At 74.5% G+C, this 26,017-nt stretch carries 22 protein-coding genes and 2 pseudogenes; 15 read left to right on the top strand and 9 right to left on the bottom strand.

Features of this window, described 5'->3' with window-relative positions:
- The first annotated feature begins 122 nt into the window (after window positions 1-122).
- The 6 genes and pseudogenes from WME98_RS06775 to WME98_RS06750 form a co-directional block, all read left to right on the top strand.
- Window positions 123-773: a sigma-70 family RNA polymerase sigma factor gene (locus WME98_RS06775; RefSeq protein ID WP_437950545.1), complete on the top strand. Its 651-nt coding sequence runs from the start codon at window positions 123-125 to the stop codon at window positions 771-773.
- Window positions 770-1,396, top strand: coding sequence for a JAB domain-containing protein (locus WME98_RS06770; protein ID WP_437950544.1), 627 nt, complete (start codon window positions 770-772; stop codon window positions 1,394-1,396). Before WME98_RS06775 ends, WME98_RS06770 begins: the two co-directional genes overlap by 4 nt.
- Window positions 1,397-1,471: 75 nt before the next feature.
- Window positions 1,472-2,530: a hypothetical protein gene (locus WME98_RS06765; RefSeq protein ID WP_437950543.1), complete on the top strand. Its 1,059-nt coding sequence runs from the start codon at window positions 1,472-1,474 to the stop codon at window positions 2,528-2,530.
- Between the two features lie 84 nt (window positions 2,531-2,614).
- Window positions 2,615-2,761: pseudogene (locus WME98_RS06760) on the top strand (DUF6531 domain-containing protein); the annotation flags it as partial.
- 202 nt (window positions 2,762-2,963) lie between these two features.
- Window positions 2,964-3,374 carry an RHS repeat-associated core domain-containing protein gene (locus WME98_RS06755; RefSeq protein WP_437950542.1) on the top strand — a complete coding sequence of 137 codons (411 nt, stop codon included), beginning with the start codon at window positions 2,964-2,966 and terminating at the stop codon, window positions 3,372-3,374.
- 104 nt (window positions 3,375-3,478) lie between these two features.
- Window positions 3,479-3,688 (top strand): annotated as a pseudogene (locus WME98_RS06750) (JAB domain-containing protein); the annotation flags it as partial.
- A gap of 38 nt (window positions 3,689-3,726) precedes the next feature.
- Here the strand turns inward: WME98_RS06750 and WME98_RS06745 are convergent.
- From WME98_RS06745 to hisF, 3 genes are read right to left on the bottom strand one after another with little or no spacing between them, the layout of a single operon-like run.
- The gene (locus WME98_RS06745) at window positions 3,727-4,110 is read right to left on the bottom strand and encodes a TerB family tellurite resistance protein (protein WP_437950541.1); all 384 of its coding nucleotides are present in this window, start codon (window positions 4,108-4,110) and stop codon (window positions 3,727-3,729) included.
- A gap of 33 nt (window positions 4,111-4,143) precedes the next feature.
- Window positions 4,144-6,720 carry a hypothetical protein gene (locus WME98_RS06740; protein ID WP_437950540.1) on the bottom strand — a complete coding sequence of 859 codons (2,577 nt, stop codon included), beginning with the start codon at window positions 6,718-6,720 and terminating at the stop codon, window positions 4,144-4,146.
- Entirely contained in the window at window positions 6,717-7,529 is an 813-nt protein-coding gene (gene hisF / locus WME98_RS06735) for an imidazole glycerol phosphate synthase subunit HisF (RefSeq protein WP_020738902.1), read from the bottom strand. Before hisF ends, WME98_RS06740 begins: the two co-directional genes overlap by 4 nt.
- A 178-nt stretch (window positions 7,530-7,707) precedes the next feature.
- Between hisF and WME98_RS06730 the strand changes: the two genes are divergently transcribed.
- Together WME98_RS06730 and WME98_RS06725 are read left to right on the top strand one after the other, a co-directional pair.
- Window positions 7,708-9,705, top strand: coding sequence for a zinc ribbon domain-containing protein (locus WME98_RS06730; RefSeq protein WP_437950539.1), 1,998 nt, complete (start codon window positions 7,708-7,710; stop codon window positions 9,703-9,705).
- Window positions 9,702-10,967 carry a hypothetical protein gene (locus tag WME98_RS06725; RefSeq protein ID WP_437950538.1) on the top strand — a complete coding sequence of 422 codons (1,266 nt, stop codon included), beginning with the start codon at window positions 9,702-9,704 and terminating at the stop codon, window positions 10,965-10,967. Before WME98_RS06730 ends, WME98_RS06725 begins: the two co-directional genes overlap by 4 nt.
- Window positions 10,968-11,063: 96 nt before the next feature.
- Here the strand turns inward: WME98_RS06725 and WME98_RS06720 are convergent, their stop codons facing one another.
- Window positions 11,064-13,349, bottom strand: a complete 2,286-nt coding sequence (locus WME98_RS06720; RefSeq protein WP_437950537.1) for an alkaline phosphatase D family protein — start codon at window positions 13,347-13,349, stop codon at window positions 11,064-11,066.
- A 247-nt stretch (window positions 13,350-13,596) separates the two neighbouring features.
- Here WME98_RS06720 and WME98_RS06715 point away from each other — a divergent pair, with 247 nt between their 5' ends.
- The 3 genes from WME98_RS06715 (at window position 13,597) to WME98_RS06705 (ending at window position 16,867) form a co-directional block, all read left to right on the top strand.
- Window positions 13,597-15,030, top strand: coding sequence for a DUF6986 family protein (locus WME98_RS06715; protein WP_437950536.1), 1,434 nt, complete (start codon window positions 13,597-13,599; stop codon window positions 15,028-15,030).
- A 62-nt stretch (window positions 15,031-15,092) separates the two neighbouring features.
- Window positions 15,093-15,434: a hydroxyisourate hydrolase gene (gene uraH, locus WME98_RS06710; RefSeq protein WP_437950535.1), complete on the top strand. Its 342-nt coding sequence runs from the start codon at window positions 15,093-15,095 to the stop codon at window positions 15,432-15,434.
- Between the two features lie 239 nt (window positions 15,435-15,673).
- On the top strand, window positions 15,674-16,867 hold the full coding sequence (locus WME98_RS06705; RefSeq protein ID WP_437950534.1) for a formylglycine-generating enzyme family protein: 1,194 nt from the start codon (window positions 15,674-15,676) through the stop codon (window positions 16,865-16,867).
- A gap of 269 nt (window positions 16,868-17,136) precedes the next feature.
- Here the strand turns inward: WME98_RS06705 and WME98_RS06700 are convergent, their stop codons facing one another.
- Window positions 17,137-17,817 carry a TetR/AcrR family transcriptional regulator gene (locus WME98_RS06700; RefSeq protein WP_020738894.1) on the bottom strand — a complete coding sequence of 227 codons (681 nt, stop codon included), beginning with the start codon at window positions 17,815-17,817 and terminating at the stop codon, window positions 17,137-17,139.
- Between the two features lie 260 nt (window positions 17,818-18,077).
- Here WME98_RS06700 and WME98_RS06695 point away from each other — a divergent pair, with 260 nt between their 5' ends.
- Window positions 18,078-18,515 (top strand): CHRD domain-containing protein, encoded by a 438-nt coding sequence (locus WME98_RS06695; protein ID WP_061624014.1) that lies wholly within the window; start codon window positions 18,078-18,080, stop codon window positions 18,513-18,515.
- Window positions 18,516-18,613: 98 nt separating this feature from the next.
- Here the strand turns inward: WME98_RS06695 and WME98_RS06690 are convergent, their stop codons facing one another.
- Both WME98_RS06690 and allB read right to left on the bottom strand, forming a co-directional pair.
- Complete coding sequence (locus WME98_RS06690; protein ID WP_437950533.1) at window positions 18,614-20,167, bottom strand: allantoicase; 1,554 nt, start codon at window positions 20,165-20,167, stop codon at window positions 18,614-18,616.
- The gene (gene allB / locus WME98_RS06685) at window positions 20,146-21,501 is read right to left on the bottom strand and encodes an allantoinase AllB (protein WP_437950532.1); all 1,356 of its coding nucleotides are present in this window, start codon (window positions 21,499-21,501) and stop codon (window positions 20,146-20,148) included. Before allB ends, WME98_RS06690 begins: the two co-directional genes overlap by 22 nt.
- Before the next feature lie 170 nt (window positions 21,502-21,671).
- On the opposite strand from allB, the gene WME98_RS06680 reads away from it, so the two are divergent.
- From WME98_RS06680 to WME98_RS06670, 3 genes are all read left to right on the top strand, one after another.
- Window positions 21,672-22,493 carry a DUF3025 domain-containing protein gene (locus tag WME98_RS06680; protein WP_437950531.1) on the top strand — a complete coding sequence of 274 codons (822 nt, stop codon included), beginning with the start codon at window positions 21,672-21,674 and terminating at the stop codon, window positions 22,491-22,493.
- Between the two features lie 200 nt (window positions 22,494-22,693).
- Window positions 22,694-23,674 (top strand): LysR family transcriptional regulator, encoded by a 981-nt coding sequence (locus WME98_RS06675; RefSeq protein ID WP_437950530.1) that lies wholly within the window; start codon window positions 22,694-22,696, stop codon window positions 23,672-23,674.
- Window positions 23,671-24,378: a glutathione S-transferase family protein gene (locus WME98_RS06670; RefSeq protein ID WP_437950529.1), complete on the top strand. Its 708-nt coding sequence runs from the start codon at window positions 23,671-23,673 to the stop codon at window positions 24,376-24,378. Before WME98_RS06675 ends, WME98_RS06670 begins: the two co-directional genes overlap by 4 nt.
- Before the next feature lie 46 nt (window positions 24,379-24,424).
- On the opposite strand, the gene WME98_RS06665 is transcribed toward WME98_RS06670, so the two are convergent.
- Both WME98_RS06665 and WME98_RS06660 read right to left on the bottom strand, forming a co-directional pair.
- On the bottom strand, window positions 24,425-25,231 hold the full coding sequence (locus tag WME98_RS06665) for a class I SAM-dependent methyltransferase (RefSeq protein ID WP_437950528.1): 807 nt from the start codon (window positions 25,229-25,231) through the stop codon (window positions 24,425-24,427).
- Window positions 25,228-25,992, bottom strand: a complete 765-nt coding sequence (locus WME98_RS06660; RefSeq protein WP_437950527.1) for a DUF2306 domain-containing protein — start codon at window positions 25,990-25,992, stop codon at window positions 25,228-25,230. The genes WME98_RS06665 and WME98_RS06660 overlap by 4 nt, the downstream gene beginning before the upstream one ends.
- Window positions 25,993-26,017: the final 25 nt, after the last annotated feature.

Genomic DNA, 26,017 nt, shown 5'->3' with positions numbered 1-26,017 from the left:
TATGGCACATTTGGATTGCTGGGTCCCTCTGCACCACGTAAGCTCCCCACAAGCAAGTGCTGCCCGCGACGGCGCCAACCGTCCGGGCAGCGTGGCCGAACCCCGCCAAACCGAGGTCCGACATGGAAAGAGTACGTCCACGCCCCGAACAGGGCCAAGAGATCGATCCGCCCTCACGCCGCCGCCCGCGCTCCACGGCTCGCGGCCGGCTCGCCCGCCCGCCCGAGCCCCGACACCAGCCAGCTCACCCCGCCGTCTATCTCGAAGCCGCCGCGCTCCTCGAACAGCGCCCGCTCATCCGCAGCACGCTGCGCACCCGCGGCATTCGCGCGGCGGATCTCGACGACGTCACGCAGGAGACCGTGCTCGGCGCCTTTTGCAGCATGCGCGCCGGCCGCTTCCGGCCGTCGCCCGATCAGCCGCCGGGCGACGCGTTGCGCGCCTGGCTGGCCGCGGTCGCCCTGCGGCAGGCGTCGCACCACCGCGACAAGGCGTACCGCCGGCACGAGGTGCCCGCGGTCGATCCCGACCGGCTCTCTGCCCTCGCAGCTCCCTCTCCGGAGCCGCGCCTCGTGGCGCGCGGGCTGCTCCGCGCCTTCCACCGCCTCCGCGCGGAGCTGCGCGACGTCCTGGCGCTCACCGCCACGGGCCTCACGATGCGCGAGATCGCCGAAGCGCTCGCGATCCCGAGGCCGACCGTCGCCACGCGGCTCCGCCTCGCGCGGCGCCTCTTCGCCCGAGCCCTCACACGCCGGCGGAGGTGGCCGCGATGAGCACCGCCCCCGTCGACGCGCCCGCCGAGACGGCGGCCGAGATCCCGACCGCGACCGAGGCCGGCTTGATCGAGATGGTGCTCGGCATCCCGGCCGTGGGGCCGCGCATCCTCGGCACGGCCGCCCTCCCGTCCCTCGGTCGTCTCTCTCCCGCGGCGCTCGCTGAGCGAACCCAGATCGCGCTCCTGGACGCCACCCGGCTCGCCGCGGCCTTCGAGCTCGGCCGCCGCGCTCACGCCGCGCGCGCTCGCCGAGGCGCGCTCCTCACCGACGCCGCGCGCGTGGCGCGAACCTTCGGCCCGAAGCTCGCTTCCCTCGTCCACGAGGAGCTCTGGATCGCGTCGCTCGATAGCCATGGCCGCGTGCGCGAGACGCGCATGCTCGCTCGCGGTGTCGACGACGCCGTCTACGCGGGCCGCGCGACCATCCTGCGCGCTGCGCTGGACATGGCAGCCGTCAGCTTCGTCCTCGCCCACAACCACCCGAGCGGCGATCCGACGCCGACCGCGGAGGACGAAGCCATGACCCAGCAACTGCGCGACCTCTCCCATGAGCTCAACGTCCCGCTCCGGGCCCACGTCATCGTCACGCCCAGCGGGCGATACTCCGCCGTCCTGGAGTAGCCGAGCGCCGCGGGGCTCCCACGACGTCGCCGAGCTCACCGCGTCACGCCACGACGTCGCCGGCGGGCGGCGTCCGTGGTAGCGCTGCTCCGCATGGCGAGGGGCAAGCGCGCAGCGACGACGCGCGACGGGCGAGCCGCGCAGCGACAGCGGCGTGCTCGCGTCTACACCGCCTGGCACCCGGTGCTCGTCGCGCTCCTGGAGCACGTGGTGCCCGAGGGCTGGTACCAGTGCATCTCGGAGTTCCAGCTCGCGCGCGAGCCGCTCCGCGTCGACATCGTCATCCTCCGGCGCCGCCGCCGGGGCGCCCCGCCCGTGCCGCGCCTGCTCACGAGCGTGGTGGGCGAGCTCGCCGAGCACACGCTCGTGCACTTCAAGGGGCCGACCGACGAGCTGGAGCGCGATGACGCCCGCATGCTCCTCGCCTACGCGCTCCAGTACCTCGTCGTCGCCGAGATCGACGACCCCGCCGCGGTGGCGCTGCGCGTCGTCGCGCCCCGCGTGACCCAGCGCTTCCTCGGGGCGCTGAGATCGCTCGGGTGCGCGCTCGCCACGACCGGACCGGGCACGCACGAAGGACGGCTCGGCGTCTTCCCGCTGCGGGTGGTGGAGACGGTCCCGGCGACCGCTCGCGCGGGCGAGCATCTGCTGTACACTGTGACGCCTGGGATGGTCGCCGACCCCGGCGGCATCCCGGCGCTCTCCCCCGAGGAGATCGCGGTGTTCTGGGCACTGCTGGAGCATGTCGAGCAGGTCCGGCATCCCCTGCCGGGGCAGAGGAAGCGGCACATGAAGGACGAAAAGCGGGTCCTCGAGAGCTTCGAGCAGGCGCTGGCACGCATCGTCGCGCGGCTGCCGCCCGAAAAGGTGCTGCAGTCGTACGAGCCGGAGCAGGTGCTGCGGTCGTATGCGCCCGAGCAGCGCCTCGCGGGGCTCGCGCCCGAGCAGCGCCTCGCGGGGCTGAGCGAGGCGGAGGCGGTGCTTGCCCTGCCGGACACGACGCTCCGCGCGCTGTCGCAGGAGTATCTCGCGACGCTGCCCCGCGAAACGCAAGCAGCGATCCAGGAGCGCCTCCTGGCAACCTCGAAGCGCCGGCCGGCGCGCCAGCGAAAGACACGCACGTTACCGCGATGACCCACGGCGGTCGCTCGGGCAGCGGCTGCCCGAACCCCGCGCACGGCCGCGGCGGGGAAGACGACGGCCGGCGACCCGGTCGATGTGGCGACGGGGCGGGTGTTCACCGTGCCGGTGGTGGATCTGGTGCTGCCCGCGCCGATGCGGCTCGTCATCGCGCGGCAGTGCTCGTCGTCGGCGGCGGCGATCGAGCGCGACGTGGGGCTCGGCTTCGGGTGGACGCACGCGCTGGCGTGGGAGATCGAGGAGCGGCGGCGGGGGCTCGCGCTGTGGCGCGGCGACGGGACGCGCGAGCCGATCCCGAGCCTGGAGCCGGGGCAGTCGATCCGGCTGTCGCCCGCGCGCTCGATCGCGCGCGAGGACGGGTGCTACGTGCTGCGCGACGAGCACGGCCACCTCCGGTACTTCCGCCAGGTCGTCGGCACAGGGGAAGGTGCTGGCGGAGATCGAGATGGACGCCTGGGGCAGGGTCAGCGACGCGTCGCGCGGCGCGACGAGCTTCAGGTTCCCGGGGCAGTACGAGGACGAGGAGACGGGGCTCTACGACAACCGCTACCGGTACTACGACCCGGAGAGCGGCAGGTGCATCAGCCCGGATCCGAGTTGCATCCAGGCGTCGCTGCACGCGTATGCGTATGCGGGGAACAGGCCGGAGTCGGCGATCGATCCGGATGGGCTGCAGACGACCGTGAGGATCACGCGCAAGGACCGCTCCGTCATCGAGCGCAGCCAGGGGCAGGCTGACAAATCCCCTCACTTTGTGGCCGATTCCTACGAGAAATTGAACATGAAGGCGGGAAGGCAAGAAGAATTCCCAGAGATTTTGCTTCCCGTCTTCACGTGAATTCCCCGAAAAATTGAGGGGATTCCTCAGAGGGGCAGGAGCAGCCGTGTCACGTCGCGGTGCAGCGGGCGCTGTCGCCCTGCACGGCGCACACCGCTGGCGCGGGCCGCGCGACCATCCTGCGCGCTGCGCTGGACATGGCAGCCATCAGCTTCGTCCTGGCCCACAACCACCCGAGCGGCGATCCGACGCCGACCGGAGAGGACCACGCGATGACCCACGAGCTGCGCCACCTCTCCCATGAGCTGAACGTCCCGCTCCAGGCCCACGTCATCGTCACGCCCAGCGGGCGATACGCCGCCGTCCTGGAGTAGCCATCGCGGGCCGCAGCGCGCCAGCCGCTCCGGCCACGTCAGAGCAAGGTCAGGAGGCGCCGGGCGCGGGCCTCGGCTGCCTGGATGATCGGCTCGGACTCGGCCTCGGAGATCTCGAGCTTCTTGCACAGCGCGGCGATGTACTGCTTCTCGGCGTCGTGCTGCTCGCCGTCGACGAAGGTGAGCAGCACCGCGTGCTGGAGCAGCGCGCGGCGGTCTTCGCCGCCGAGCTCGCCGAGCGGCACGTCGTCCAGGGTCCTCCGCTCGGCGGCGTAGGCGCGGATCTCCTTGGCCTGATCCTCGTTCGCCTCGAACGCCGCGATCAGCCCCTCCACCATCTCGCGCTCGGCGTCGTGGAACTCGCCGTCCGCCCACGCCACGCTCACGAGCGACTTCACGATCGCCATGCTCTGCTCTTGCATGGCGACGAGTGTCGTCGCTCCTCCGGGGCAACGTCAATCGTGAGGGGGCGGCGTCCTCGCCTCCGCGTGCGGCACGACGCGGAGGGCGACGCGCGCGAGCGGCTCGGCCATCGACACGAAGAGCTCGGGCCGCAGCGTCCCGGCGAGCCCGGCGCAGAGCAGCGCGAGCGCGACGAGCGCGAGCCACAAGGACAGACCTCTCCGGCGTGGGGTCACCACGGGCGCAGGCGGCCTGCTGTCCTCGTCCAGCGCGAGCGGCTCGGCTGCGGGCGCGGCGCGCTCGGACGGAACGGGACGCTCCGCCCCAGCCAGGGGCGAGCGCGAGCCCGGGAGGGCGAGCGCGGCGCTCGCGGAGAGGGATGCGACCGGCGGCGGCGTGAGGGTGAGGTCGAGGCCCGCGAGCGCCTTCATGCTGCGCGCGGCGCGGCGCTGCGCGCTGTGCTCCGACTGCGCGACGAAGCGCGCGACGAGCTCGTCGACCCGGGAGGCGCCAGCACCGGCGCCGTCCGCCGGGGGGCGCGCGCTCGGGGACCGCCGCGAGGCGCTCCACACGATGGCGTCGATGGGACCGAGGCCGGCCGGGCACGGCTCCTCCGCCGGAGCGGCGTCCGCGGGCGGATCGGCCGGAGCGGCGTCCGCGGGCGGATCGGCCGGCGCCGCGTCCGCGGGCGGATCGGCGAAAGCTGCGTCCGCGGGCGGATCGGCGGAAGCTGCGTCCGCGGGCGGCACGACGTCGGGCGCCGACACCGGGGCCACGGCCTCCATCGCGAGCGATGCCTCGGCCGGCAGGGCAGGAGCCGCCAGGGGCGCGGAGGCCGGCGCGGGCAGAGCGTCGTCGCTGCGCGGCGCCGGAAGCGGCCAAGGCAGCGTGTGCCGCGCCGCCGGCGTCTCTTCGACCGACGCGGTCGCCGCTCGAGGACCCACGGGCAGGCCGCCGAGGTGCTCCCGATGGACGAGCCGCCAGCCGCCGTACGCCGGGGTGACCTGGAGAGCTGCTGCCTCCTCGACCTTGTAATGAATGGCGGGCGCGCGCGCGGTCTCGACGGCCTCCGGCGGGACGTCGGGCGCGCGCGCGGTCTCGACGGCCTCCGGCGGGACGTCGGGCGCGCGCGCGGTCTCGACGGCCTCCGGCGGGACGTCGGGCGCGCGCGCGGTCTCGACCGCCTCCGGCGGGACGTCGGTCACGTCGGCGGTCGCCTCCGCCGGAGGGGCCGCCACGGCGCCCTCGGCCGCCACCATCTCGGCCCAGACGGCCGTGGCCACGGTCGGCGTCGGCTCCTGCGAGAGCGGGACGACGCCGGCCGGATCCGGCGAGAACTCGACGAGGATGGACTGGGTCGGCGTCGGCTCACGGGGAGGAGACTCGACGACGGCGGGGGCAGGGGAGAAGTCGACGAGGAACACCTCGATCCCCTCCGGGCTCGTGAGCGCCTCCCCGTACGCCGAGGCGCCGCAGACGACCGGCGAGGAGGCGACGACGGCGCGCGCCTCGGCAGGCGCAACCGCTTCCACCGCCGGCGCGATCGGCGAGCTCGTCGCGATCGGCGCCACGGGCGCGATCGACCGCGCCGGCTCGATGAGCTCCGGGATCAGCGGGATCTCGGCCGGCGCTCCGTCCGCCTCGACCTCCACGACCGCCTGCACGACGGTCGGCGTGGGCTCCGGAAAAGCTTCCGCTTGCGCGGCGGCGTGTGCGGCAGGCTCGACCGCGTCGGTCTGCGCGGCGGCGTGGGCGGAAGGCTCGGGCGCCCCGGCATGCTCGTCGGCGCCTGCGGCGCGCTCGGGTGACCGCTCGACGGCGGCGGTCCCAGCGACCTCGCCCGCGATCGCGGGGGAAAGCGAACGCCCCGCGGTCTCGCACGCGACCAGCCCGGGGCTGAGGGTGAGCTCCACGATCGCAGGCGCGACCGGCCCCGGGCTGAGGGTGAGCTCCACGATCGCCGGCGCCGGCGCCGGGGCCTCGTCGCGCGCCGCGGCGGCCTCGTCGCGCGCCGCGGCGGCCTCGTCGCGCGCCGCGGCGGCCTCGTCGCGCGCCATCTCGGCGGCCGCCTCGCGCGGCGCGACCGCGGCCTCGGCATGCGGCGCGCGCTCCGGTCGCGCGGGCGGCGGCTTCACCCCCTCGCTCGCTCCCTGGGCCGCGGGCCTCTCCTGGACCTCCGCCCGCGCGCGCCTCAGCCGGCCGGCCTCCTTGGCGCGCAGCGTCTCGCGGGCGAGCCGCGCCAGCGCGCGCCGGGCCGCGTTGCGGTTCACCGGGATCAGCGCGGCTTCGAGCTCCCGCGCCACCGCGTCCGGGTCCTGCTCGGACGCGGGGCGCGGGCGCGCCGTCGCCGCGAGGTTCGGCATGCTCCCGGCCGACGCCGAGAGCAGCCGCGCGAGCAGATCGCGCAGCAGCCGCGCCGCCTCGGCGGGCGCCACCGGCTCGCCGCGCGAGCGCACCGTGACCGTGCCCTCGGTCGTGAGCAGCACCGCGCGATCGTCCAGCCGCAGCGGCAGCCGCGACGTCGCGTCGCCGACCGCCAGCGCGAGGTAGCCCGACGTCTCCGGCACCAGCGAGGCGCACCGCGCGTGCGCCGCCGCGAGCACCTCCTCCAGCGTGACGCAGGCGCTCATGAGCGCCCCCGCGCCGCCGCGCCGCTCGAGCCGCCCGCGCGCGCCGGCCTGACCGGCACCCCCGCCGCCTCGAGGTACGCCTTGGCCTCGCCGATCGTGTACTCGCCGTCGTGGAAGATCGACGCGGCGAGCGCGGCGTCGGCGCCGCCCTCCACGAGCCCGGCGCGCAGGTGATCCAGGTTCCCCACGCCGCCCGAGGCGATCACCGGGACCGGCACGGCCCGCGCGATGGCGGCCGTCAGCAAGAGGTCGTACCCGTCCCGCGTGCCGTCGCGGTCCATGCTCGTGACGAGCAGCTCGCCGGCGCCCGCGCGCGCGATCTCCTCGGCCCACGCGACCGCGTCGCGCCCCGTATCGCGCCGGCCGCCGTGGGTCACCACCGTCCAGGCCACGCGCGAGGGATCCGGGATCCGGCGCGCGTCGATCGCCACCACGATCGCCTGCGTGCCCCACCGGTCCGCGGCGCGCCGCACGAGGTCGGGATCGTTCACGGCGGCGGTGTTGATCGCCACCTTGTCGGCCCCGGCGTGGAGGAGCGCCTCGATGTCCTGCTCGGACTTGACGCCCCCGCCGACCGTCAGCGGGGTGAACAGCACGTCCGCCGTGCGCGCCACGACGTCCAGGATGATGCCGCGCTTCTCGTGCGACGCGGTGATGTCGAGGAACGTGATCTCGTCCGCGCCCTCGGCGTCGTAACGACGGGCGGCCTCGACGGGATCGCCGGCGTCCCGCAGCCCCACAAAGCGGACGCCCTTCACGACGCGGCCGTCCTTGACGTCGAGGCACGGGATGATGCGCTTCGCGAGCATACGTCCGCGTTAGCGTACCTGTCGGCCGCGGGCCAACTGTTGCGCGGCGCGCCGGCGCCGCGGCCGCGGGGCGCCGTCCCGTGGATTCGCCGTCGTTTCTGCCGCGAGGACGGCGCCGCGCGCGCGCCGGATCGCCCGGAGCCTGACCGCGCCGCGGTTCCTCGCTACCATGGCGCCCATGCACTGCCCGCACTGCGGGAAACCGATCCCCGAGGGCGCGAACGTGTGTCCGCACTGCGGCGCCGCGCTCGCGCTGCCGGGCGGCGCCGCGGGCTATCTGAAGCCCGCGGCCCGCACCATGGTCGGCGTCGCGCTCCCCGATCTGCTCCGGCAGGGGCCGCCTGCTCCGGCCGATCCGGGCGGCGCGGGCCACGGCAAGGCCGCGCTGCCGCCCGTGGCCGGCGGGCCGGGCGCCGCCTCTCGCACGATCGTCGGCATGCCCGCCGCGGCCTTCGGCCCGCCGCCCGGACAGGCGGACCCGCGCCTGTCCGGGGGCACGCTCGCCGCGGGGACGCCGGGGGCAGCCGCGCCGCGAGCGCGCTTCGATGCATCGGCGCCGCCGGGCGCGCCGGTCTACCCGCCGCCGGGCGCGCCGGCGTACGCGGCCCCGGGCGCGCCGGTCTACCCGCCGCCGGGCGCGCAGCTCCTCGATCAGACGGTGCCCCTCGCTCCGAGCCTCGCGGCACGCGGTCCGGCGCCGCCGCCGGCCGCGTCCCGCACGCTGGTCGGCGTCGCCCGGCCCGGCATCGCGCCGCTCGCGCCCGGCGCCCCGGCCGACCCCGGGCCGGATCCCGACCTCGAGGCGCGCTACCAGCCCGCCGGCGAGCTCGGCGCCACCATCGCCCCGGTGCGCTTCCGCGCCCCGGAGCTGCGGAACCCGGTGCTCATGCGCCCGCACCGCCTGAAGCAGCGGCTCGCGCCGGCGCCGCCGCAGCGGCGCGGGCGCTCGTCGCGCCGGGCCGTCGTGGTCGTCGCCGCGGGCGGCGTGCTCGCGCTCGGCGCCGTCCTGTTCGCGCTGCTCTGGCCGAGCGCACCCCCGGTGACCGCGCGCGCCCGCGCCGACGCCGGCGGCCGCGAGGTGATCGAGCTCCGGTGCGACAGCTGCCCCGACGGCACGGCGGTCTCCATCGGCGAGGGCCGCGCGACCATCGCCGGCCGCGTCGCGCAGATCCCGCTCGCGAGCCCGCTCTCCGTCGGCGAAAATCACATGAAGGTCGCCATCGACCGGCCCGGCAGGGGGCGCGATGAGACGGTCGGCGTCTCCATCCACGTCGCGTACCGGATCCGCCCCGACCTCGGCACCCTGCAGGGGGAGCGCCCCTCGATCCAGGTCGTGGTCGAGGCGAGCAAGGGCACGCAGGTGACGCTCGACGGCAAGGAGGTCGCGCTCGCGAGCGGTCGGGCCATCGAGTCGATCGACGTCACCGAGGCGGTCACCGGGCTCTCGGACGAGACGAAGACCCTGAGCCGGCAGGTGCCGTACACCGTCGCGCCGCCCGATGGCCCGCGCGAGCAGGGCGTGGTGAGCGTCGCGGTCGGCATCGTCCCGCTCGGCATCGAGGCGCCCGGCCCGAGCGTCGTCATCGACAAGGAGAGCTTCGTGCTCGCCGGGCGCACGGCCCGCGGTGCCCAGCTCTTCGCCGGCGCGCACCCGATCACGGTCCGCCCCGACGGCACCTTCGCGCACGTGATGAACGTCTCGTCCGTGGGCGCGACCCAGTTCGAGGTGCGCGCGAAGATGCAGGGCATGGCCCCGCGCATCGCGAAGATCGCGGTGCGCCGGGTCGACCGGCTCGAGACCGCCGCGAAGGAGTTCGCCGGCCGCAACCCCATCGGCTACGTCGAGCTCGCCGCGGGCGGGAAGGACGTCATCGGCAAGCCGATCGCGCTGACCGGCGAGGTCCTCGAGGCGCGCCGGCAGGGATACTCGACGCTGATCCTGCTCTCGATGCCGCGGACGTCCGGCTGCAAGGCCGGCGCGACCGCCGCCGGCGCCGGCGCCGCGGCGCGCTCGTCGGACGCGTGCAAGGTCCGCCTCGTCCACGGCGCCGACAACCCCGCCCAGCGCGGGGACGTCCTCACCGCCTACGGCAGCGTCGCGCCCCCGTTCGTCGCGCCGGGCGGCGCCGAGATCCCCGAGGTGTGGGTCGAGTTCACCGTGAAGGGCGCCCGGTGAGCGCCGCGCGCCCGACAGAGCGCCGCCCGCGCCTGCCGCGCCGCCTCGCCAGGGTGGGCCTCGCCGCAGCCGCGGCCCTGCTCCCCGCGGCGGCGCCGTTCGCGTTCGCCGACGCGGTGGACACGAGCCGGCCGCACACGATCGTGGTCGGCGCGCCCCGCGGCTTCGCGCCGAGCGAGCGGCTCGACGCGCGCCGCACCGGCCGCTCCGCGGCGCGGCTGCCCTTCCCCGCGCGCGAGGTGTGGCGAAAGCAGCTCCGCGGCGGCATCGACGCGGCGCCGCTCGCCGACGCCGCGGGCGATCTCGTCCTCACGCTGACCGTCCCCGAGGTCGTCAAGCTCGGCGCCGACGGCCGGGAGCGCTGGCGCGTGCGCATCGGCGACAGCGCGCCGCTCGCGCCCGCCGCGATCACGAGCGACGGCACCATCGCGCTGATCACCTCGTCCGGCCTCGCCGTCGGGCTCACGCCCGCGGGGGGCGTGCGCTTCGCGGTGCCCCTCGGCCTCCGCGGGCGCGACGCCGACGTGACGCCGCTCGCGCTCGACGACGGCGGGCTCGTCGCGGCCGCGGGGCGCGCCCTCGTCGAGCTCGCCGCGGACGGCAGCGTGCGCGCCCGCGCCGAGCTCCCGGATCGCGCGACCGGCGCCCTGCTCGCGGGCCCCGACGGCACGCTCGTCACCACCGAGTCGGGCGCGGTGCTGACGTGGCGTCCGCCCAGCGCGCCGAGGCGGCTCGGCGCCCTCGGCGGCCTGCCCCGGCGCGGCGCCGCGCTGGCCGACGCCCGCACGCTGCTCGCGGTCGTCGACGGCCGCCGCCTGGTCGCGCTGGATCTGCCGACCGGGACCGCCGGCGTCCGCGTCGGCGGCGCCTTCGGCGCGCTCGACGGGCCGCCCGCCATCGGCGCCCGCGGCGTGGCCGTGGTCCTCTCGACCGCCGGCCTGCTCGTCGGGGTCGACCCCTCGGGCAACGAGGCGCTCCGGGTCCCCATCGACCGGGCGCTCGCGGCCCCGCCCGCCGACGGTGGCCTCTCCGGCTTCTTCGGGCCGGTGGACGCGAAGCCGAGCCCGCCGGTCGTGATCGACCGCGCGGGCCGCGTCGGCTTCGTGCGGGCGAGCGGCCGCGCCGGCGTGGTCGAGGCGGACGGCAACGTCTCGATCGCCGCCGAGCGCGTCTGCGCGGCCCCGGTCGCCGTCGTCCCCGCGGGCGAGGAGCGGATGGCGATCGCGTGCCGCGACGGCACCGTGGTGATGCTGGCGCGCTGAGCCGCGGCGCGCGACCGCGGCTCGCTTCACGACGGCGCGGCCGGCCGCGCCGTGGTGAAGCGAGCCGCGGCCGGCGTGCCGGGGGGACGCCGCGGGTCAGCTGCCTTCACTCGCCGTGGCCGGGCTCCACTCCTTCCAGGTGCCCTCTTTTTCCTCGTACAGCGTCGACCCGCCCGTCGTCTTGAACCGCGCGATCGTGATCTGGCCGTCGAGCGTCGCCGCGTCGGCCTCCTCGTACAGGGGCTTCGCGAGCGCGTCTGCGGGGAGCATGTGCATGCTCACGACGAACTCGTCGGCGTTCGCCTCGGCGATGCAGAACCCGTTGCTGCTGGCGTTGCTGAAGGCGAGGTAAGGATTGGTTGGGGCGGGGACGCCCTTCTCGACGAGGTAGTTGTCGATGTCGGCGGCGATGCTCTCCGCGCCCATGGCGTGCTTCAGCAGCGGATGGCTGGCGATCTGCCTCTGCAGCCGCGACTGGTACGTGGCCGACGAGATCGCGGCGCCGACGAACTCCACGATCTTCGCCGGCTCGGCGTCGGCGCGGTCCACCGCCGGCGTCCCTGCGAGGAAGGCGCCGAGATCGCCCGTGATCGCCACCACGTTGCCGGCCGTCGCGATCTCGCTGAGCAGCGCGTTCCGCTGCTCGCGGAAGCCGTCCCAGCCGTCGCAGCTCAGGTAGAAGCGCCGCTTGAGCGGGTCGTCCTCCGCGCGGGACGGCGTGAGATCGATGGCGAGCTGCGAGAGGCAGTATTCGTTGCCCCACACCTTCCACGTGCTCTTCGACTCCTTGATCGTGTCCTTGAACCAGGCCAGCTGCGCCTCCCCCATGACCATGGTGTCGCTCCCCGTGGACGGATCGTACACGAACCGCGAGGTCGCATCGAAGGTCTCCTTGACCACGAAGTGGCGCGACCCGAACGCGCTGTAGAAATCGGGCTTCTCGAGCGTGAAGTCGACGTGCTTCCCGAGATCGACGTAGGCGATCCCGACTTCCATATCAGCGAAATCCATTCTGGTGAGGAGGGGCAGCTGCTCTCCTGCTGACCGCTGCTCGTTCAGCTTCGCCACGATCGCGTTGACGAACGAGGCGCTGATGGAGCGGGGCGACTCGTCCTGCGCGAACCCGAGGCTCGGATCGAAGCCGAGCACGGGCGCGGCCTCCTCCAGCGCCGTCGCGTACAAGTCTTCGGCGTCGATATCGTCGAAGTAGGGGCCCATGTGCTCGGGCTCGCTTCCGAGCCGAGCCACGAGCTCCGCCTGCTTCGCGATGACCTTCCCCGGGAAGCCGTCCTCCGGGATCAGGTGATCCGCGCGGTAGGTGCGGAGATCCGTCATCACGAGGTGGACGTGCTTTCCGAAGGTGAAGTCCCGGTAGATGGTGATGTCCTGGGGGTAGTCGGCCGTCCTGTCGTAGCTGAAGTCGTCGCCCGCCGGGTAATCGACAGGCATGTACTCGAACCACGCCTGGTTTGCCGCCTTGCGCCGGTCCACGTCCGTCTCCGGCTGCCGGCCGTTGAAATAGGTCGCGGTCGCGCCGTAGCACTCGTTGGAGAACTCGTGATCGCCCCAGATGGCGATCATGGGAAACAGCTCGTGCACCCGCTGGAGCGCCCGGTCGGACCGGTACGTCTTGTAGAGCTCCCGGTAATTGCTCAGCGACCGGGCGGCGTGGTACGGGGCGGCCTCTGCCGGCTCGAAGGCGATCGCGCCGTTCACGTCGGAGAAGGTGACCTTGCGCTCGTCCGAAGGGGTCTGGATGCTCGGATCGCCGGTCGTCTCGTAAATGTAGTCCCCGAGGTGGACGACGAAGTCGAGCTGCTCTCTCGCCAGGGCCGCGTAGGCGTTGTAGTAGCGACCGACGTAGTCCTGACACGACACGAAGGCGAAGCGCACCGGCACGTCCGCGTCGGGCGTCGGCGCCGTCCGCGTCCGCCCGATACGCGAGCTGACACAGCCGTTTCCTGTCGTGTAGTAGAAGCGGTAATAGTAGGTCGTCCCGGGGTTCAGGCCGCTCACCTTGACCTTGACGCAGTGGTCGAAGTCCGCCCGGGCGACCACCGAGAGGCGCGTGCTGGTCGATCCCACGGCGGCCGCGCTGCTGGACGTCGGCGTGAGCGCCACGAGCTGCGTGAACGCCTCGTCGAGCGCGATGACGAGCGCCAGGTTGACATCCGCCGTCTGCTGGCTGTCGACGAGCCGGGTCCACAGCACGACGCTGTCGGGCCTCGGGTCTCCGGAGGCCACCGACTGGGGAAAGTACGCGTCGTCCTCGTGCGCGTCGCACGCGTCGGCCCCCCCCTCGTCCTCCGAGCAGGCCGTGGGCACGACCACCGCGCCGGCGGTTACCAGGGTGGCGCGAAGAAAGTCTCTGCGTCGCATCATCGATTGAAGCCCTCCAACGACGGATACACCCCGGGCGCTGCGCGCGCAACGGCGGCGCCGGGCCCGCCCTCGCGCCGCGCGCCCGAGCGCTCCTCGGGCTCGCTCGGGCGCCGCGGCCGCAGCATGGCGCCTCGTCGCGACGGGCGCGAGCGCGACTTGACGTGCCGAGTCAGGCGGCCTCTCGTGTGCGTCCCACCTGTCGCCTCACCTGTCACCCGACCCACCTCTCACCTATCGCGTGCACGCCATGCTCCAGACCAGCCTCTCCCCTGATGCGCTGCGCGGCGCCCTCGCGCGCCTCCGCAGCGACCACCCTGGGCTCGATGGCGCCGGCGCGCGTCAGCCGGTCCATACCGTCTACGGCGGCGCTCACCTGTTCAAGGCCGACACGGCCCGCAAGCTCGGGGCCGTGGCGCTCCGCGCCGTCGAGGAGCACGCGCCCGACTTCGCCGCCTTCGCGCGGGCGATCGGCCTGCCGGGGGCCGACGGGCTCCCGGGGGACGGCGCCGGGGCGCTCGCGCTCTCGGCCGCCATCGAGGCCGGCGGCGGCGCGGCAGCGGGCGCCTCCGGCCCGGCGCGGCTCGCGCACGCGGTGCACGCGCGCGTGCTCGACAAGCTCCGCCGCGAGCCCGTGGAAGATCTGCGCATCGACTTCGAGGACGGCTACGGCGTGCGCCCCGGGCACGAGGAGGACGCGCACGCCGCCGCCGCCGGCCGCGAGGTCGCCCTCGGCATGGCCGCGGGCGGCCTGCCGCCGTTCCTCGGGATCCGGATCAAGCCGCTCGGCGACGGGTGCGCCGAGCGGGCCCTGAGGACGCTCGATCTCTTCCTCTCCTCGCTCGTCGCCGCTTCGGGCGGCGCGCTCCCGCCCGGCTTCGTGGTGACGCTGCCGAAGGTGGCCGCGCCCGAGCAGGTCTCCGCGCTGGCGGACGCCCTCGACGCGCTCGAGGCCGCGCTGCGGGTGCCGGCCGGCTCGATCCGGATCGAGCTGATGGTCGAGACGCCGGCCTCGATCATCGGCCCGCGGGGCGAGATCGCGTTGCCCGGGCTGGTCGAGGCGGCCCGCGGGCGGTGCGTCGCGGCGCACTTCGGTGCGTACGACTACACGGCGAGCTGCGAGATCACGGCCGCCCACCAGCACCTCGCCCACCCCGCGTGCGACTTCGCGCGGCACGTGATGCAGGTCGCGCTGGCCGGCTCCGGGGTCTGGCTCTCCGACGGCGCGAGCAACATCCTGCCCGTCGCGCCGCACCGCGCGCGGCCCGGCGGGGCGCCGCTCTCGCCGCAGCAGGCGGAGGACAACCGCCGCGCGGTCGTCGGCGCCTGGCGGCTGAAGTACGAGCACGTCCGTCGCGCGCTCGCGAGCGGCTACTACCAGGGCTGGGATCTGCATCCGGCGGAGCTCCCCGTGCGCTACGCGGCCACCTACGCGTTCTTCCTGGAGGGCGTCGAGGCGACGGCCGCCCGGCTGCGGAGCTTCATCGAGCGTGCCGCCCAGGCGACCGTCGCCGGGACGGTGTTCGACGACGCCGCGACGGGGCAGGGGCTGCTGCGCTTCTTCCTGCGCGCGATCAGCGCGGGCGCGATGACCGAGGGCGAGGCGGCGGAGCGGACCGGCCTCACGCCGGACGAGCTCAGGGGGCGATCGTTCCCTGCCATCGTGGCGCGCCGGAGCGCGTGATATGGGGGGCTCGGAACGGACGGCGGCGCGCGAGGGCCCGAGCCCGAGCGAGAGGAGGATCGATGAGCGCGATCACGACGCACGTGCTGGACACGTCGCGGGGCCGCCCGGCGAGCGGCGTGCTGGTGGTGCTGGAGGTCGGTGACGGCGACGGCTACCGGGAGGTCGGCCGGGGCACGACCGACGACGACGGCCGGCAGCGGGGCCTGCTCCCGCCCGGCGAGCGCCCGGTCGAGGGCGCCTACCGGCTCACCTTCCACACCGGGGCCTATTATGCGGCGCTCGGGTCCCAGAGCTTCTACCCCACGGTCTCGGTGCTCTTCGAGATCCGGGACCCGGCGCAGCACCATCACGTCCCGCTGCTGCTCAGCCCTTACGGCTACACCACGTACCGCGGCAGCTGAGCGCGCGCCCGGTGCCTCGCGACGGATGCTCGGCCGCTCGAGCGCGGCGCGCTGGATCCGCGCGCGGATCGCCCTCGGCGCGCTCGAGGGGCCGCGGCGGCGGCGGCCTGGCGCGGCGCGTGGCGGAGGGGCTCGTGATACGGTGGATGCTGCCTGGCGTCGGGCCAGCGGGAGGGGGAACGGTGGGCTCTCTACGAACTCGCTCGGGTGAAGCACGGGGTCTCCTGCGCGGCGCTGGCTTGCTTTGGGTCGCGACGGCGGCGCTCTGGGCGGGGTGTACGCCGGAGGTGCGGCGCTTCGTCGAGCCGGGCGCCACGGGAGGCGATGGCGCCGCTTCCGGTGCAGCAGGTGGATCCGCGGTTGGGGGAGGCGGTGACGGCGGCGAGGCGGGTGGCGGCGGCGAGGCGGGTGGCGGCGGCGGCGGCGAGGCCGGCGGCGGCGGCGAGGCCGGCGGCGGTGGCGAGGCCGGCGGCGGGGGGAGCTCCGTGGCGTGCTCTCCGGCGGAGGCGCGGTGCGCCGGCGATCGCCTGGAGGTGTGCGACAGCGACGGGCAGTGGCGGCGTGCCGCCTGCGCCGGATGGTGCGGCGCGGGCGCGTGCGTCGTGCCGCGGAGCTGCGAGGCCGGCGGGTCCGGAGCGGGCGAGACCTGCGGTCCGGAGCGGAACCAGCCCTGCTGCGCGAGCCCGCGCGTTCCGGGCGGCAGGTACGACCGGAGCAACGACGCGGCCCATCCCGCGGAGGTGAGCGATCTTCGTCTGGACCGGTACGAGGTCACGGTCGGACGGTTCCGCAGGTTCGTGGAGGCGTACCCCGAGAGCCGGCCCGACGGCGGCGAAGGAGCTCACCCGGCGATCCCGGGGAGCGGCTGGGACGACGGGTGGGGCGCTCGTTTGCCGGCGAGTCGGGCCGCGCTGAGGGAGGCGTTGAAGTGCAAGCCGGGATTGCACACGTGGACCGACGATGCGGGCGAGAACGAGGCCAAGCCGATCAGCTGCGTGAGCTGGTTCGTCGCGTTCGCGTTCTGCGCCTGGGATGGCGGGCGGCTCCCGACGGAGGCGGAGTGGAACTATGCGTCGGCCGGCGGGAGCGAGCAGCGGGAGTATCCGTGGGGCAACGCGTTTCCGAACGCGACGTACGCCGTCTACGACGTGACGGGCAGCGCGGCTGTCGGCTCGAAGTCACCGAGGGGCGATGGACGGTGGGGGCAGGCCGACCTCGCGGGGAACCTGTGGGAGTGGACCCTGGATATCGACGGGCCCTACCTCGATCCGTGCCGCGATTGCGCGAAGGTCGAGGGCGGCGGTGCGCGGGTGATCCGCGGCGGCAGCTGGTGGCAGCCTGCAGCGGAGGACATCTCCACGCTCCTGCGGGAGAGCTGGGATCCGGCCGATCTCACGGACGCGCTCGGTGTCCGCTGCGCGAGGCGGCTGTAGCGCTGGCCGCGCTGCGCGAGGCGGCGCTGGCCAGCGCCGTGCGGCGCCGTCAGGGGGAGATGAGGTAGATGACCGTGAAGGCCACGGTGAGCGTCGCGGCCGCGAGCGCGATGAGCTTGGGCATGGTCCAGTCGTCTTCGATCTTCGGGTTCTCTGTGCTCATCGGGTGCCTCCGCCGTGCTCTCCGCGCGCGTCGCGCGCGCCCGTCTCCTGGCAGAACGCGGACTCGCCGTCAACCCTGACCCCCGGCCGCGGCGGGCCGGCCGCCCTCAGGCGGGCGCCTCCGCCGCGGCTTCGCCGGCGCCCTGTCCGCCCGCGTGCAGCATGGCCAGCCGCACCACCTCGGGCAGCAGATCGGCGAGCAGGTCGCGCAGCGACGCCCGGTCGAGCTCGTGGCGCTCGATCCAGTCGAGGCTCGTCGCCTCCACGAACCCGATCCACCCGCGGAGCGCCACCCGGAGCGCCGGAGGCCGCTCGGCCACCGGCGCATCGGCGAGCAGCTTGTCGAGGAACCGGCTGCGGGTCTCCTCGATGATCGCCAGCACCTCGGCGTCCGAGCCGATGCCGCCCCGGAAGACGGCCGCGTACGAGATCCCCTGTCGCTCGACGTAGGCCAGATAGGCGTCCAGCCCGGTGCGCAGCCGCTCCGGCACCGGCACGTCGTCGACGTCCAGCGACCGCTCGACGAGCTCGCGCGCCGCTTCACGCAGGACGGCAATGTAGAAATCGCGCTTGGTTGGAAAATAATGGTAGAGAAGCCCCTTCGAGATGCCTGCGGCCTGCGCCACCTCGTCGATCGACACGTCGTCGTAGGCTCGCTGGCTGAAGAGCTCGAGCCCCAGCGCGAGCAGCTGCGCGCGGCGTGCGTCGAGGTCGAGCCGCTGCCGGGGCGGCTTGCCCTCGACGCGCCGGGACGTCGCGGCGCGGGACGGCTTTCGGGTCGAGATCATGAGTGGCGGACACTCTACGCTTCCGTCGATCCGGGTTCAATCTCGGCAGAAGCGGCGACTTGGGGCCATGCATTGGGCCGCTCCTGTCCGCGTTCGTCCTCGACTCGGCTCGCCGGGCGCGACGGTGGAGGGGCTATGTCCATCGCAGCCCTCCTTGCCCGCGGCGCCGCCGGGCGTGCGACGCGCGCGCGGGCCGGCGTCGTCTTTGCTCTTCGTTGCGCCCTCGCATGGCGCATCCCTGGGATGTGCAGGAGGGAGACATGCCGCATCTCACGATGTCCGCTCTGGGCGCCGTCCTCTTGGCGGCGGCGCTCGCGCGCGCGGCGTTGCCTGAGCGCCCGATCCGGCCGCTCACGGCCGCGCTGACCGGGCAGGACGAAGCGCCCGGCCGCGGCGATCGGCGGGGGAGCGGCACGGCCCGGCTCACGCTCGATCTCGCCCAGGGCGAGGTCTGCTTCGACCTCACGGTCTCCGGCATCGCGCCCGCGATCGCGGCGCGCGTCCACGAGGGCTCTGCCGGCCATGCGGGCCGCGTCGTCCTCACGCTGATGCCGCCGACGGGCGGCAGCTCCACGGGCTGCGTCGGCGCGTCCCCCGACGACCTGAGCGCGCTGCTCACCGCGCCGGAGCGGTATTACGTCGCCGTCCGCACCGCCGATTTCCCCGACGGCGCCTTACGAGGCCAGCTGTCGCGCTGACGCCCGACAGCCGGATAGACCGGTTTGCAGACAGGGCTCGTGCTGGCGCAAAAGCCTTCTGGCGCCCCCGCCTCGGCGGCCGTGCCCCCCCGGGGGATCTACGCGCCCCACAGCAGCTTCTTCAGCCGTATCTCCGTGATCTTCCGCTGCTCCTCCGCGGCGATGTGCAGCTCCTCGTCCGGCGTGTGCTCGATCCGCTCGCGCAGCAACTCCAGCATCTCGTCCGCGCTCTTCCCGGTCGCGCAGACGATATAGATGAACCCGAACTTCTCGTCGTAAGCCCGGTTGTAGCGCGCGAGCGCCTCCCGCGTCTCCTCGGCGGCCGCGCTCATCCCCGCCTGCTCCTGGCTCGAGAACCGCCTCGCCGTCGCGCTCGCCTCCGCGGCCTCGGCCTGCGGCCTGGTCTCTCCGATGCGGGGGTGCGCGCGGAACGCCTCGAGCCAGTCCTCCGGGCCGAGCCGCGCGAACACCTGCGACGCCGTCGCGCAGAGCGCCTCCTCGTCGCGGAACGGCCGCGCCGCCGCCATCTGCGACGCCCACGAGGACGCCCCGCACGCCGCGCGGAGCTCCGCCTCCGCCTCCCGGTCCGTGAGCGCGTTGAGCCAGCGGAGCCGCTGCTCCGCCGCCCCGCTCCGGGTCGCCTTACCGAAGATGCGGAGGCGGCTCACCCCGCCGTCAGGATAGATGTTCAGCCGCACGTGCGTGAACGGCCCCGCCGCGCGGAGCTCCTCCTCGAAGAGGTGCCGCGTGTGCGCCTGGAGCTTCGTCTGCGGCACGATCTCCCGGAAATCGCTCGCGCCGGCGAGCTCCTCCGGCGGGCGCCCCGCCGCGTCGATCCCCTCGATCATGCAGCTGTCGGGGTAATTGCCCTTGAAATGGTTGGTGTCGACCTCGATCCGGTGGATCTCGCCCTGGGCCGCGAGCGCCACGAGCGCCCAGTCGTACCCGGGCCCCCTCCGGCGGCGCGTCTCCCAGCCCTCTCCCATGTTCGCCGCCCGGCCGGGCATGATGAGGTTGTGGCGCACCCCGAAGAACATGTCGCTGCACGAGAGCACGCGGGCGCCGTTCTCCGCGGCCGCGAGATCGAGCTCCGCGCCCGCGCGGTCGAGCCGGCGAAGGTCGGGGACGGCATCGCCGTGCACGCGGAGGCGCGCCACCCCGCCGTCCGGATAGATGTTCAGGCGGAGGTGCGTGAACCGGAAAGGGCAGCTCACCGCGAACGCGTTCTGCGCGTCGCCCGCGAGCGGCGAGCGCGGCAGGATCTCGACCCAGTGGGTCCGCGGATTGAGCAGCTCCTCCACCCGCGCGTCGGGCCGCGCCGCGCACGCCTCGATCGAGCAGTGCTCGGGGTAGTTGCCCCGGAAGAACGCCGTGTCCACGACGACCCCGCGGATGATCCCGGGCAACCCCAGCCGGACGAGGCACCAGTCGAACCCGGGAGTCCGGCGCCGGCGCGTCTCCCAGCCATCCATCCACTTGCCGCGATCGGTGTACTCGTGCTCGAGGAACACCGGCTTCGACGCCTTGAGCAGGTTCTCCTTCGGCGCGAAGAACTCGTCGTTCGCCGAGATCACCGCGCCGCCCAGGCGCTCCGAGGCGAGATCGAGCGCCTCCGCGAACGCCGGCCCCGTCACCCCTCTCGCTTCAGCCATCGCCCTCTCGCCTCTCCGGAGAAGCTCCCGCGGTCGAACACCCTCTCGCCGCGGAGATAGGTGGCCTGGACGACCCCGTGGAGCTCCTCCCCCGCGTACGGCGTCACCTTGTGCCGGTGCTGGATGAGCGGCGGCTCGACCCGGAAGCTCGCCTCCGGATCCCAGATCACGAGATCCGCGTCGAACCCGCGCCGGATCTCCCCCTTCTGGCGCAGCCCGGCGAGCCGCGCCGGCCCCCGGCACAGCCAGTCCGCGAGCCGCTCGAGCGGGATGCCCCGCTTCCGTGCGTCGGTCCACACGATCGACAGCCCGAGCTGCAGGCTCGAGATCCCGCCCCAGGCCGCGTCGAAGTCGCCGGCCTCGAGCCGCTTGAGCTCGGGCGTGCACGGGGAATGGTCGGAGACCACGAGATCGATGAGCCCGCCCTGCAGCGCGGCCCAGAGCTCCTCGCGGTTCTCGCGCTCCCGGATCGGCGGAGCGCACTTGAAGGGCGTCGCGCCGTCCGGGATCTCCTCGGCGGCGAAGTGCAGGTAATGCGGCGTCGTCTCCGCGGACAGCGCGGCGCCGCCGTCGCGCGCCCGCCGCAGGATGTCGAGCGCCGTCGCCGACGAGAGGTGGACCACGTGCGCCGCCGCGCCGGTCGCCAGGCAGAGCGACGCGAGCAGGGCGATCGCCTCGTCCTCCGCCTCGCGCGGCCGCGAGCGCAGGTAGGCGGCGTACGTCCGCGGATCCAGGCCGGCGATCGCCGCGCGCGCCGCGTCGATCGGGCCGGGGAGCTCGGCGTGGACGAGCAGCGGCGCCCCCGTGCCCGCGAGCACCTCGAGCGCCGCCCGCAGATCCGCCTCGGCGACGTGGCCGAACTCCGCGACGCCGGAGTCGACCATGAAGCACTTGAAGCCGAGCGCGCCGGCCTCGAGCAGCGGAATCAGCTCTCCCGCGTTGCCCGGGACGGCGCCGCCCCAGAAGCCCACGTCGACGAGGCAGCGGCCCTCGGCCGCGCGCGCCTTTTCCTCGAGGTGCGCGACCGTGGTCGTCGGCGGGATGCTGTTGAGGGGCATATCGACGAGCGACGTCACGCCGCCGGCGGCCGCGGCGCGCGTCGCCGTCTCGAACCCTTCCCACTCGGTGCGTCCGGGCTCGTTGATGTGCACGTGCGCGTCGACGAGGCCGGGCATCACCACCGCGCCTCGCGCGTCCACGACGGGGCAGCCCTCCGGCACCTCGTCGTGCCCGGCGACGGCGGCGATCGTGCCGCCCTGGATGTGCACCGAGGCCGGCCGCACCGCGCCCCCGGTGACCACCCGCAACCCGCGAACGATGAGGTCCGGCGTCATCAGGGGCGCCAGGATATCACGGCGCCGGGCGGCCCGCCGGGGCGGCGCTCCGTCGCGGCTTCATCGCACGCGCTCCGTCGCGGCTTCATCGCACGCGCGCCGTCGCGGCTTTATCCCGCGCGCGCCGTCGCGGCTTGAGCTCTCGCGGTCCTGCTCCTACGCTGCCCTGCGTGAGCGCCGACGGCCGAGCTGCGCCGCAACAGGGCGGCGCACCGGGGCCCAGCCCCGTCCCCTGGGAGCCGCTCTTCTACGAGAAGAGCCGTCTCTACTGGCCCATCCGTCCGTGGGCCGAGGCGTTCTCGGGGTGCGTCGACTGGCCGCCGGTCGAGGGCTATGGCCGCGCGCTCGGCGAGTGCTTCCCCGTCCGCTTCGTGGAGCAGCCGCCGAGGCCGCGGCGCCGCGGCCGGCGCGGTCCGCTCGACCCCTCGTCGCTCTACGACGCGCGCATCCACGTCGAGGGCTGCGTGCCCACGCGCCCGAGGAACTGGCACGACTTCCTCAACATGCTCGTGTGGGCCGCGTTCCCGCGCGCGAAGGCGGAGCTCCACGCGCGCCAGCACCGGGCGATCGCCGCGCGCCTCGACCCGTCCGCCGAGGCGCTCCCGCCGGCGCGCACGCGCGAGCTCGACGGGCTCGCGCTCCTCGACGAGGGCGGGCTCTTGCTGCTCCACGACGCGCGCCGCGCCCCCCTGCTCGAAGACGCCGCCGATCTCGGGCGCTGCGCCGATGAGGCGCGGGGCGCCGTGCAGCGGGGCGAGGCCGCGGCGCTCGTCTTCGGCCACGCGCTCTACGAGAGCCTCCTCCGGCCCGGTCCGACGGTCCACGCGCTGGTGCACCTCATCCGGTGCGAGGGCCCGCTGCCCGCGGCGCCGGGCGCGCTCGTCTCGCTGGCCGACGCTGGTCTCTGCGGCGCGCTGCGATCGCCTGGCAGCTTCGCGCACCCCGAGCGCAGCGCGCGGCTCCCGGTCGACGAGCGCGTCCTGTGCGCCTGAGCGGCGCTCCGTAGCGCGACGTTCGCTGTCGCTCCAGACGCCGTGCCGGAGAGGCGGTGTGTTCTCGGTCGGCGGGTAGCGCGCCCGCGCGCAGCAGGCTTGTGCATTTTTGCACAGCCGGCGCGCACATTTGCCGTCTCCCCGGTACGCTGCCGCGAGCGCATGCTCGCGCGCAGCGTGGCTGGGAGAGTCGCATCGTGATGAGCTGGGACGACCTGCGGTATCTCCTCGCCCTCTCCCGGGCGGGCTCCCTCGCCGGCGCCGGCCGCGCGCTCGGCGTCGATCACACGACCGTGGGCCGCCGGGTCGAGGCGCTCGAGGAGGCGCTCGGCGTGCGGCTCTTCGTGCGATCGCCCTCCGGATACGCGCTCACGAACGACGGCCTCGGCCTGATCCCCGACGTCGCGCGCGTCGAGGAGGCGATCCTCGCCATCGAGCGCGGGAGCCTCGGCCGTGACCAGCGCCTCACGGGCACCGTGCGGGTGACGGCCGCCGAGGCGTTCGGCAGCCGCTTCATCGCGCCCCGGCTCGGCGCGCTCCACGCGGCGCACCCGGGGATCTCGGTCGAGCTCGTGACCGCGATCCGCGCGCTCGATCTCTCCCGGCGGGAAGCGGACATCGCGGTCCGGTTCTTCCGCTCGACCGAGGGCGGCCTCGTGGTCCGGAAAGCGGGCGTCGTCGGCTGGGCGGTGTACGGCGCGCGCGCCTACGTCGAGCGCCGCGGCGCGCCCACCGCGGCCGATCTCCCGGCGCACGCGCGCATCGGCATCGAGGCGCCCGGCGCGATGCCGCCTGAGCACGTCTGGTTCGAGCGCATGGCCGCGGGCGGCCCGTGCGTCCTCCGGAGCAACAGCACGGCGTGCATGCTCGGCGCCGCGCGCGTCGGGATCGGCGTCGCGCTCCTGCCGTGCTTCATCGGCGACCACGAGCCGGACCTCGCGCGCATCCCCCTGCCGGACGAGCCCCGCCGCGCCGTCTGGCTCACCGTCCACCGCGACCTCCAGCACGCGCCCCGCGTCCGCGCGGTGCTGGACGCCCTCGCGCGCATGCTGACCGAGGAGCGCGCCGTCCTCTGCGGCGACTCTCCCCCTCCGCAGCCCTCGAGCGGCCCGGGCGGCGACCGGAGCCCCCGCGCCGCCGCGCCCCGCAAGGCCCGACGAAACAAGGAGACGAAACGATGAGCACCCCCGAGCTTCACCTCTACATCGGCAGCAAGAACCTCTCGTCCTGGTCGCTCAGGCCGTGGCTCGCCATGTCCCACGCTGGCGTCCCGTTCGAGGAGCACGTCATTCCGTACGAGCTCCCCGACTGGGTCGATCGGGTGGCGCAGCGCTCGCCGACGCGCAAGGTGCCCGCCCTGCGCCACGGCGAGCTCGTCGTGTGGGAGTCGCTCGCCATCTGCGAGTACGTGGCCGAGGCGTTCCCCGCAGCGCGGCTGTGGCCCGAGGGGCGCGAGGCCCGCGCGGTCGCGCGCGCGGTCAGCAGCGAGATGCACGCCGGCTTCGCCGACCTGCGCCGGGAGCTGCCGATGGACGTCGCGCGGCGGTACCCGCGGCGCGCGATCTCGGACGGCGCCGCCCGCGACATCGCGCGCGTCCTCGAGATCTTCCGCGACTGCCGCTCCCGGTTCGGCCAGGGCGGGCCGTTCCTGTTCGGCGCCTTCTCGATCGCCGACGCGATGTTCGCGCCCGTGGTGACGCGCCTGCTCTCGTACGACGTCGAGATCGACGAGGTCGCGCGGGCCTATGCGGGCACCATCACGTCGCTCCCGGCGATGGCGCGCTGGTCCGCGGCGGCCGCGGAGGAGATCGAGAGGAACCCGCACCTCACGGCGCCTGCGGGCAGCTCGTACGCCAAGGCGGCCGGCGGCGCGGCGGCGCCCTGAGCGGGCGTGAGGCTTGCCGGCTACGCGGACGACATCGTCGCCGCGCTCAGCGCCCCCGCCGCGCCGCGAGCGCGAAGACGAGCGGCAGGCGGCGCCCGAACTTCTTCATGCGGAGCTGCCCGGGCGGCCCTTCCTCCATGTCCGGGAAGATGTCGTAGGGCGACCAGTCGAGCTCCCGGAGCCGCTCCAGGGTGAGGCCTGCCTCGAGCAGCGCTGTCACCACCGTCCCGATCCCGTGGTTGAAGCCGACCTCCCGGAGCTTCACGCGCGCGTCGCGGTCGGCGTAGGTGCCTGTCTGCTCCGTGACGATCGGTTCCCCGTGCCCGTCGTACGCGTAGGCGATGTGCTCGAACGCGTCGTCGAAGGTCCAGACGAGCGGGTGGAACTCGACGAGGTGCAGGACACCCCCCGGCTTCAGGCACGCGGCGGCCGCGCGCGCCCACCGCGTCATGTCCGGGAGCCAGCCGAGGACGCCGTACGAGGTGAAGACGATATCGAACGTCTCGCCGCCGAGCGCCGCGGGCGCGTCGTAGGTATTGGCCTCCACGAACCGCGCGTCGATCGAGAGCTCCGCGGCGAGCGCGCGAGCAGCCTTGATGGCCTCGTCGGAGAGGTCCAGCCCGGTGACGCGCGCGCCGAGCCGCGCCCACGAGAGCGTGTCCTGTCCGAAGTGGCATTGCAGGTGGAGGAGCGTCTTTCCCCGGACGTCGCCGACCTGCTCGATCTCGATCGGCTTGAGGGAGCTCGCGCCGGCCCGGAAGGCGGCCAGATCGTAGAACTTGGACCCCAGGTGCACGGGGGTGCGCGCGTTCCAGGCGCGGCGGTTCAGGTCAAACCATTCGGCCTCGGTCATGCGCGCTGGTCTATCACGGCGCCCGCCGCGCCGCCTCGCGCCGCCGCGCTGCGGAGGATCCATTCGGCCACGGCGAGGTTGATCGCCCAGCCGGCCCCCATGGCGAGCGCCCTGCTGATCTCGTCGCGGATCCCGCCGAACAGCAGCCAGGGCACGTGGGTCAGCACCTGCGTGCCGGCCCCGAGGGCGAGCGCGTAGCCCCGCATCATCCAGGCGCGGTGCCCGGCGATGTCCCGGCGGCGGATGGCGGCGAAGCCGAGGCAGATACACAGCGCCATCGCCGAGCCCACCGCCAGCCGGAGGGTATGGAGCAGCGGGCCGTCGTGATCGACCGGGGGGTAGCTCCAGGTCAGCCATAGACCCGAGAGCGCGGCGATGAGCCCGACGGGGACCAGCACCCGCCCAGCGCCTCGATGCCATCCGGGGCTCCGGCGGCGCAGGCCGGAGGAGAACTGGAACGCGCCCAGGACGCACCAGACGCTGACGCTCAGGATGTGCAGCGCCACGGGCACGGGATCCGCGAAGAACCGCGCGTTCTCCGGGGTGATCTCCGCGCCGCCGGCCAGCCCGATCAGGCGAACGGCGCCGGCGGCGACCGGGACCGCGCTGAGCGCGATCAGCAGCGCGGGGACGCGCCATGCTCCCTTCGCCGAGGGGGCCCTCGTGCTCGGCCGCCCTCGTCTCCGGTCCTGAAGGCGCCGGCCGCTCGACGGCGACACGGAGGGTGAAGCATAGGACGCTGCAGCGCTCTCATCCATCATGCGCTCGAGCGTAACGACGGCCCCG

This window comes from Sorangium sp. So ce296, assembly GCF_051529605.1.
Taxonomy (GTDB): Bacteria; Myxococcota_A; Polyangia; order Polyangiales; family Polyangiaceae; genus Sorangium; species Sorangium cellulosum_D.
This window is presented reverse-complemented; position numbering and strand designations above follow the sequence as displayed.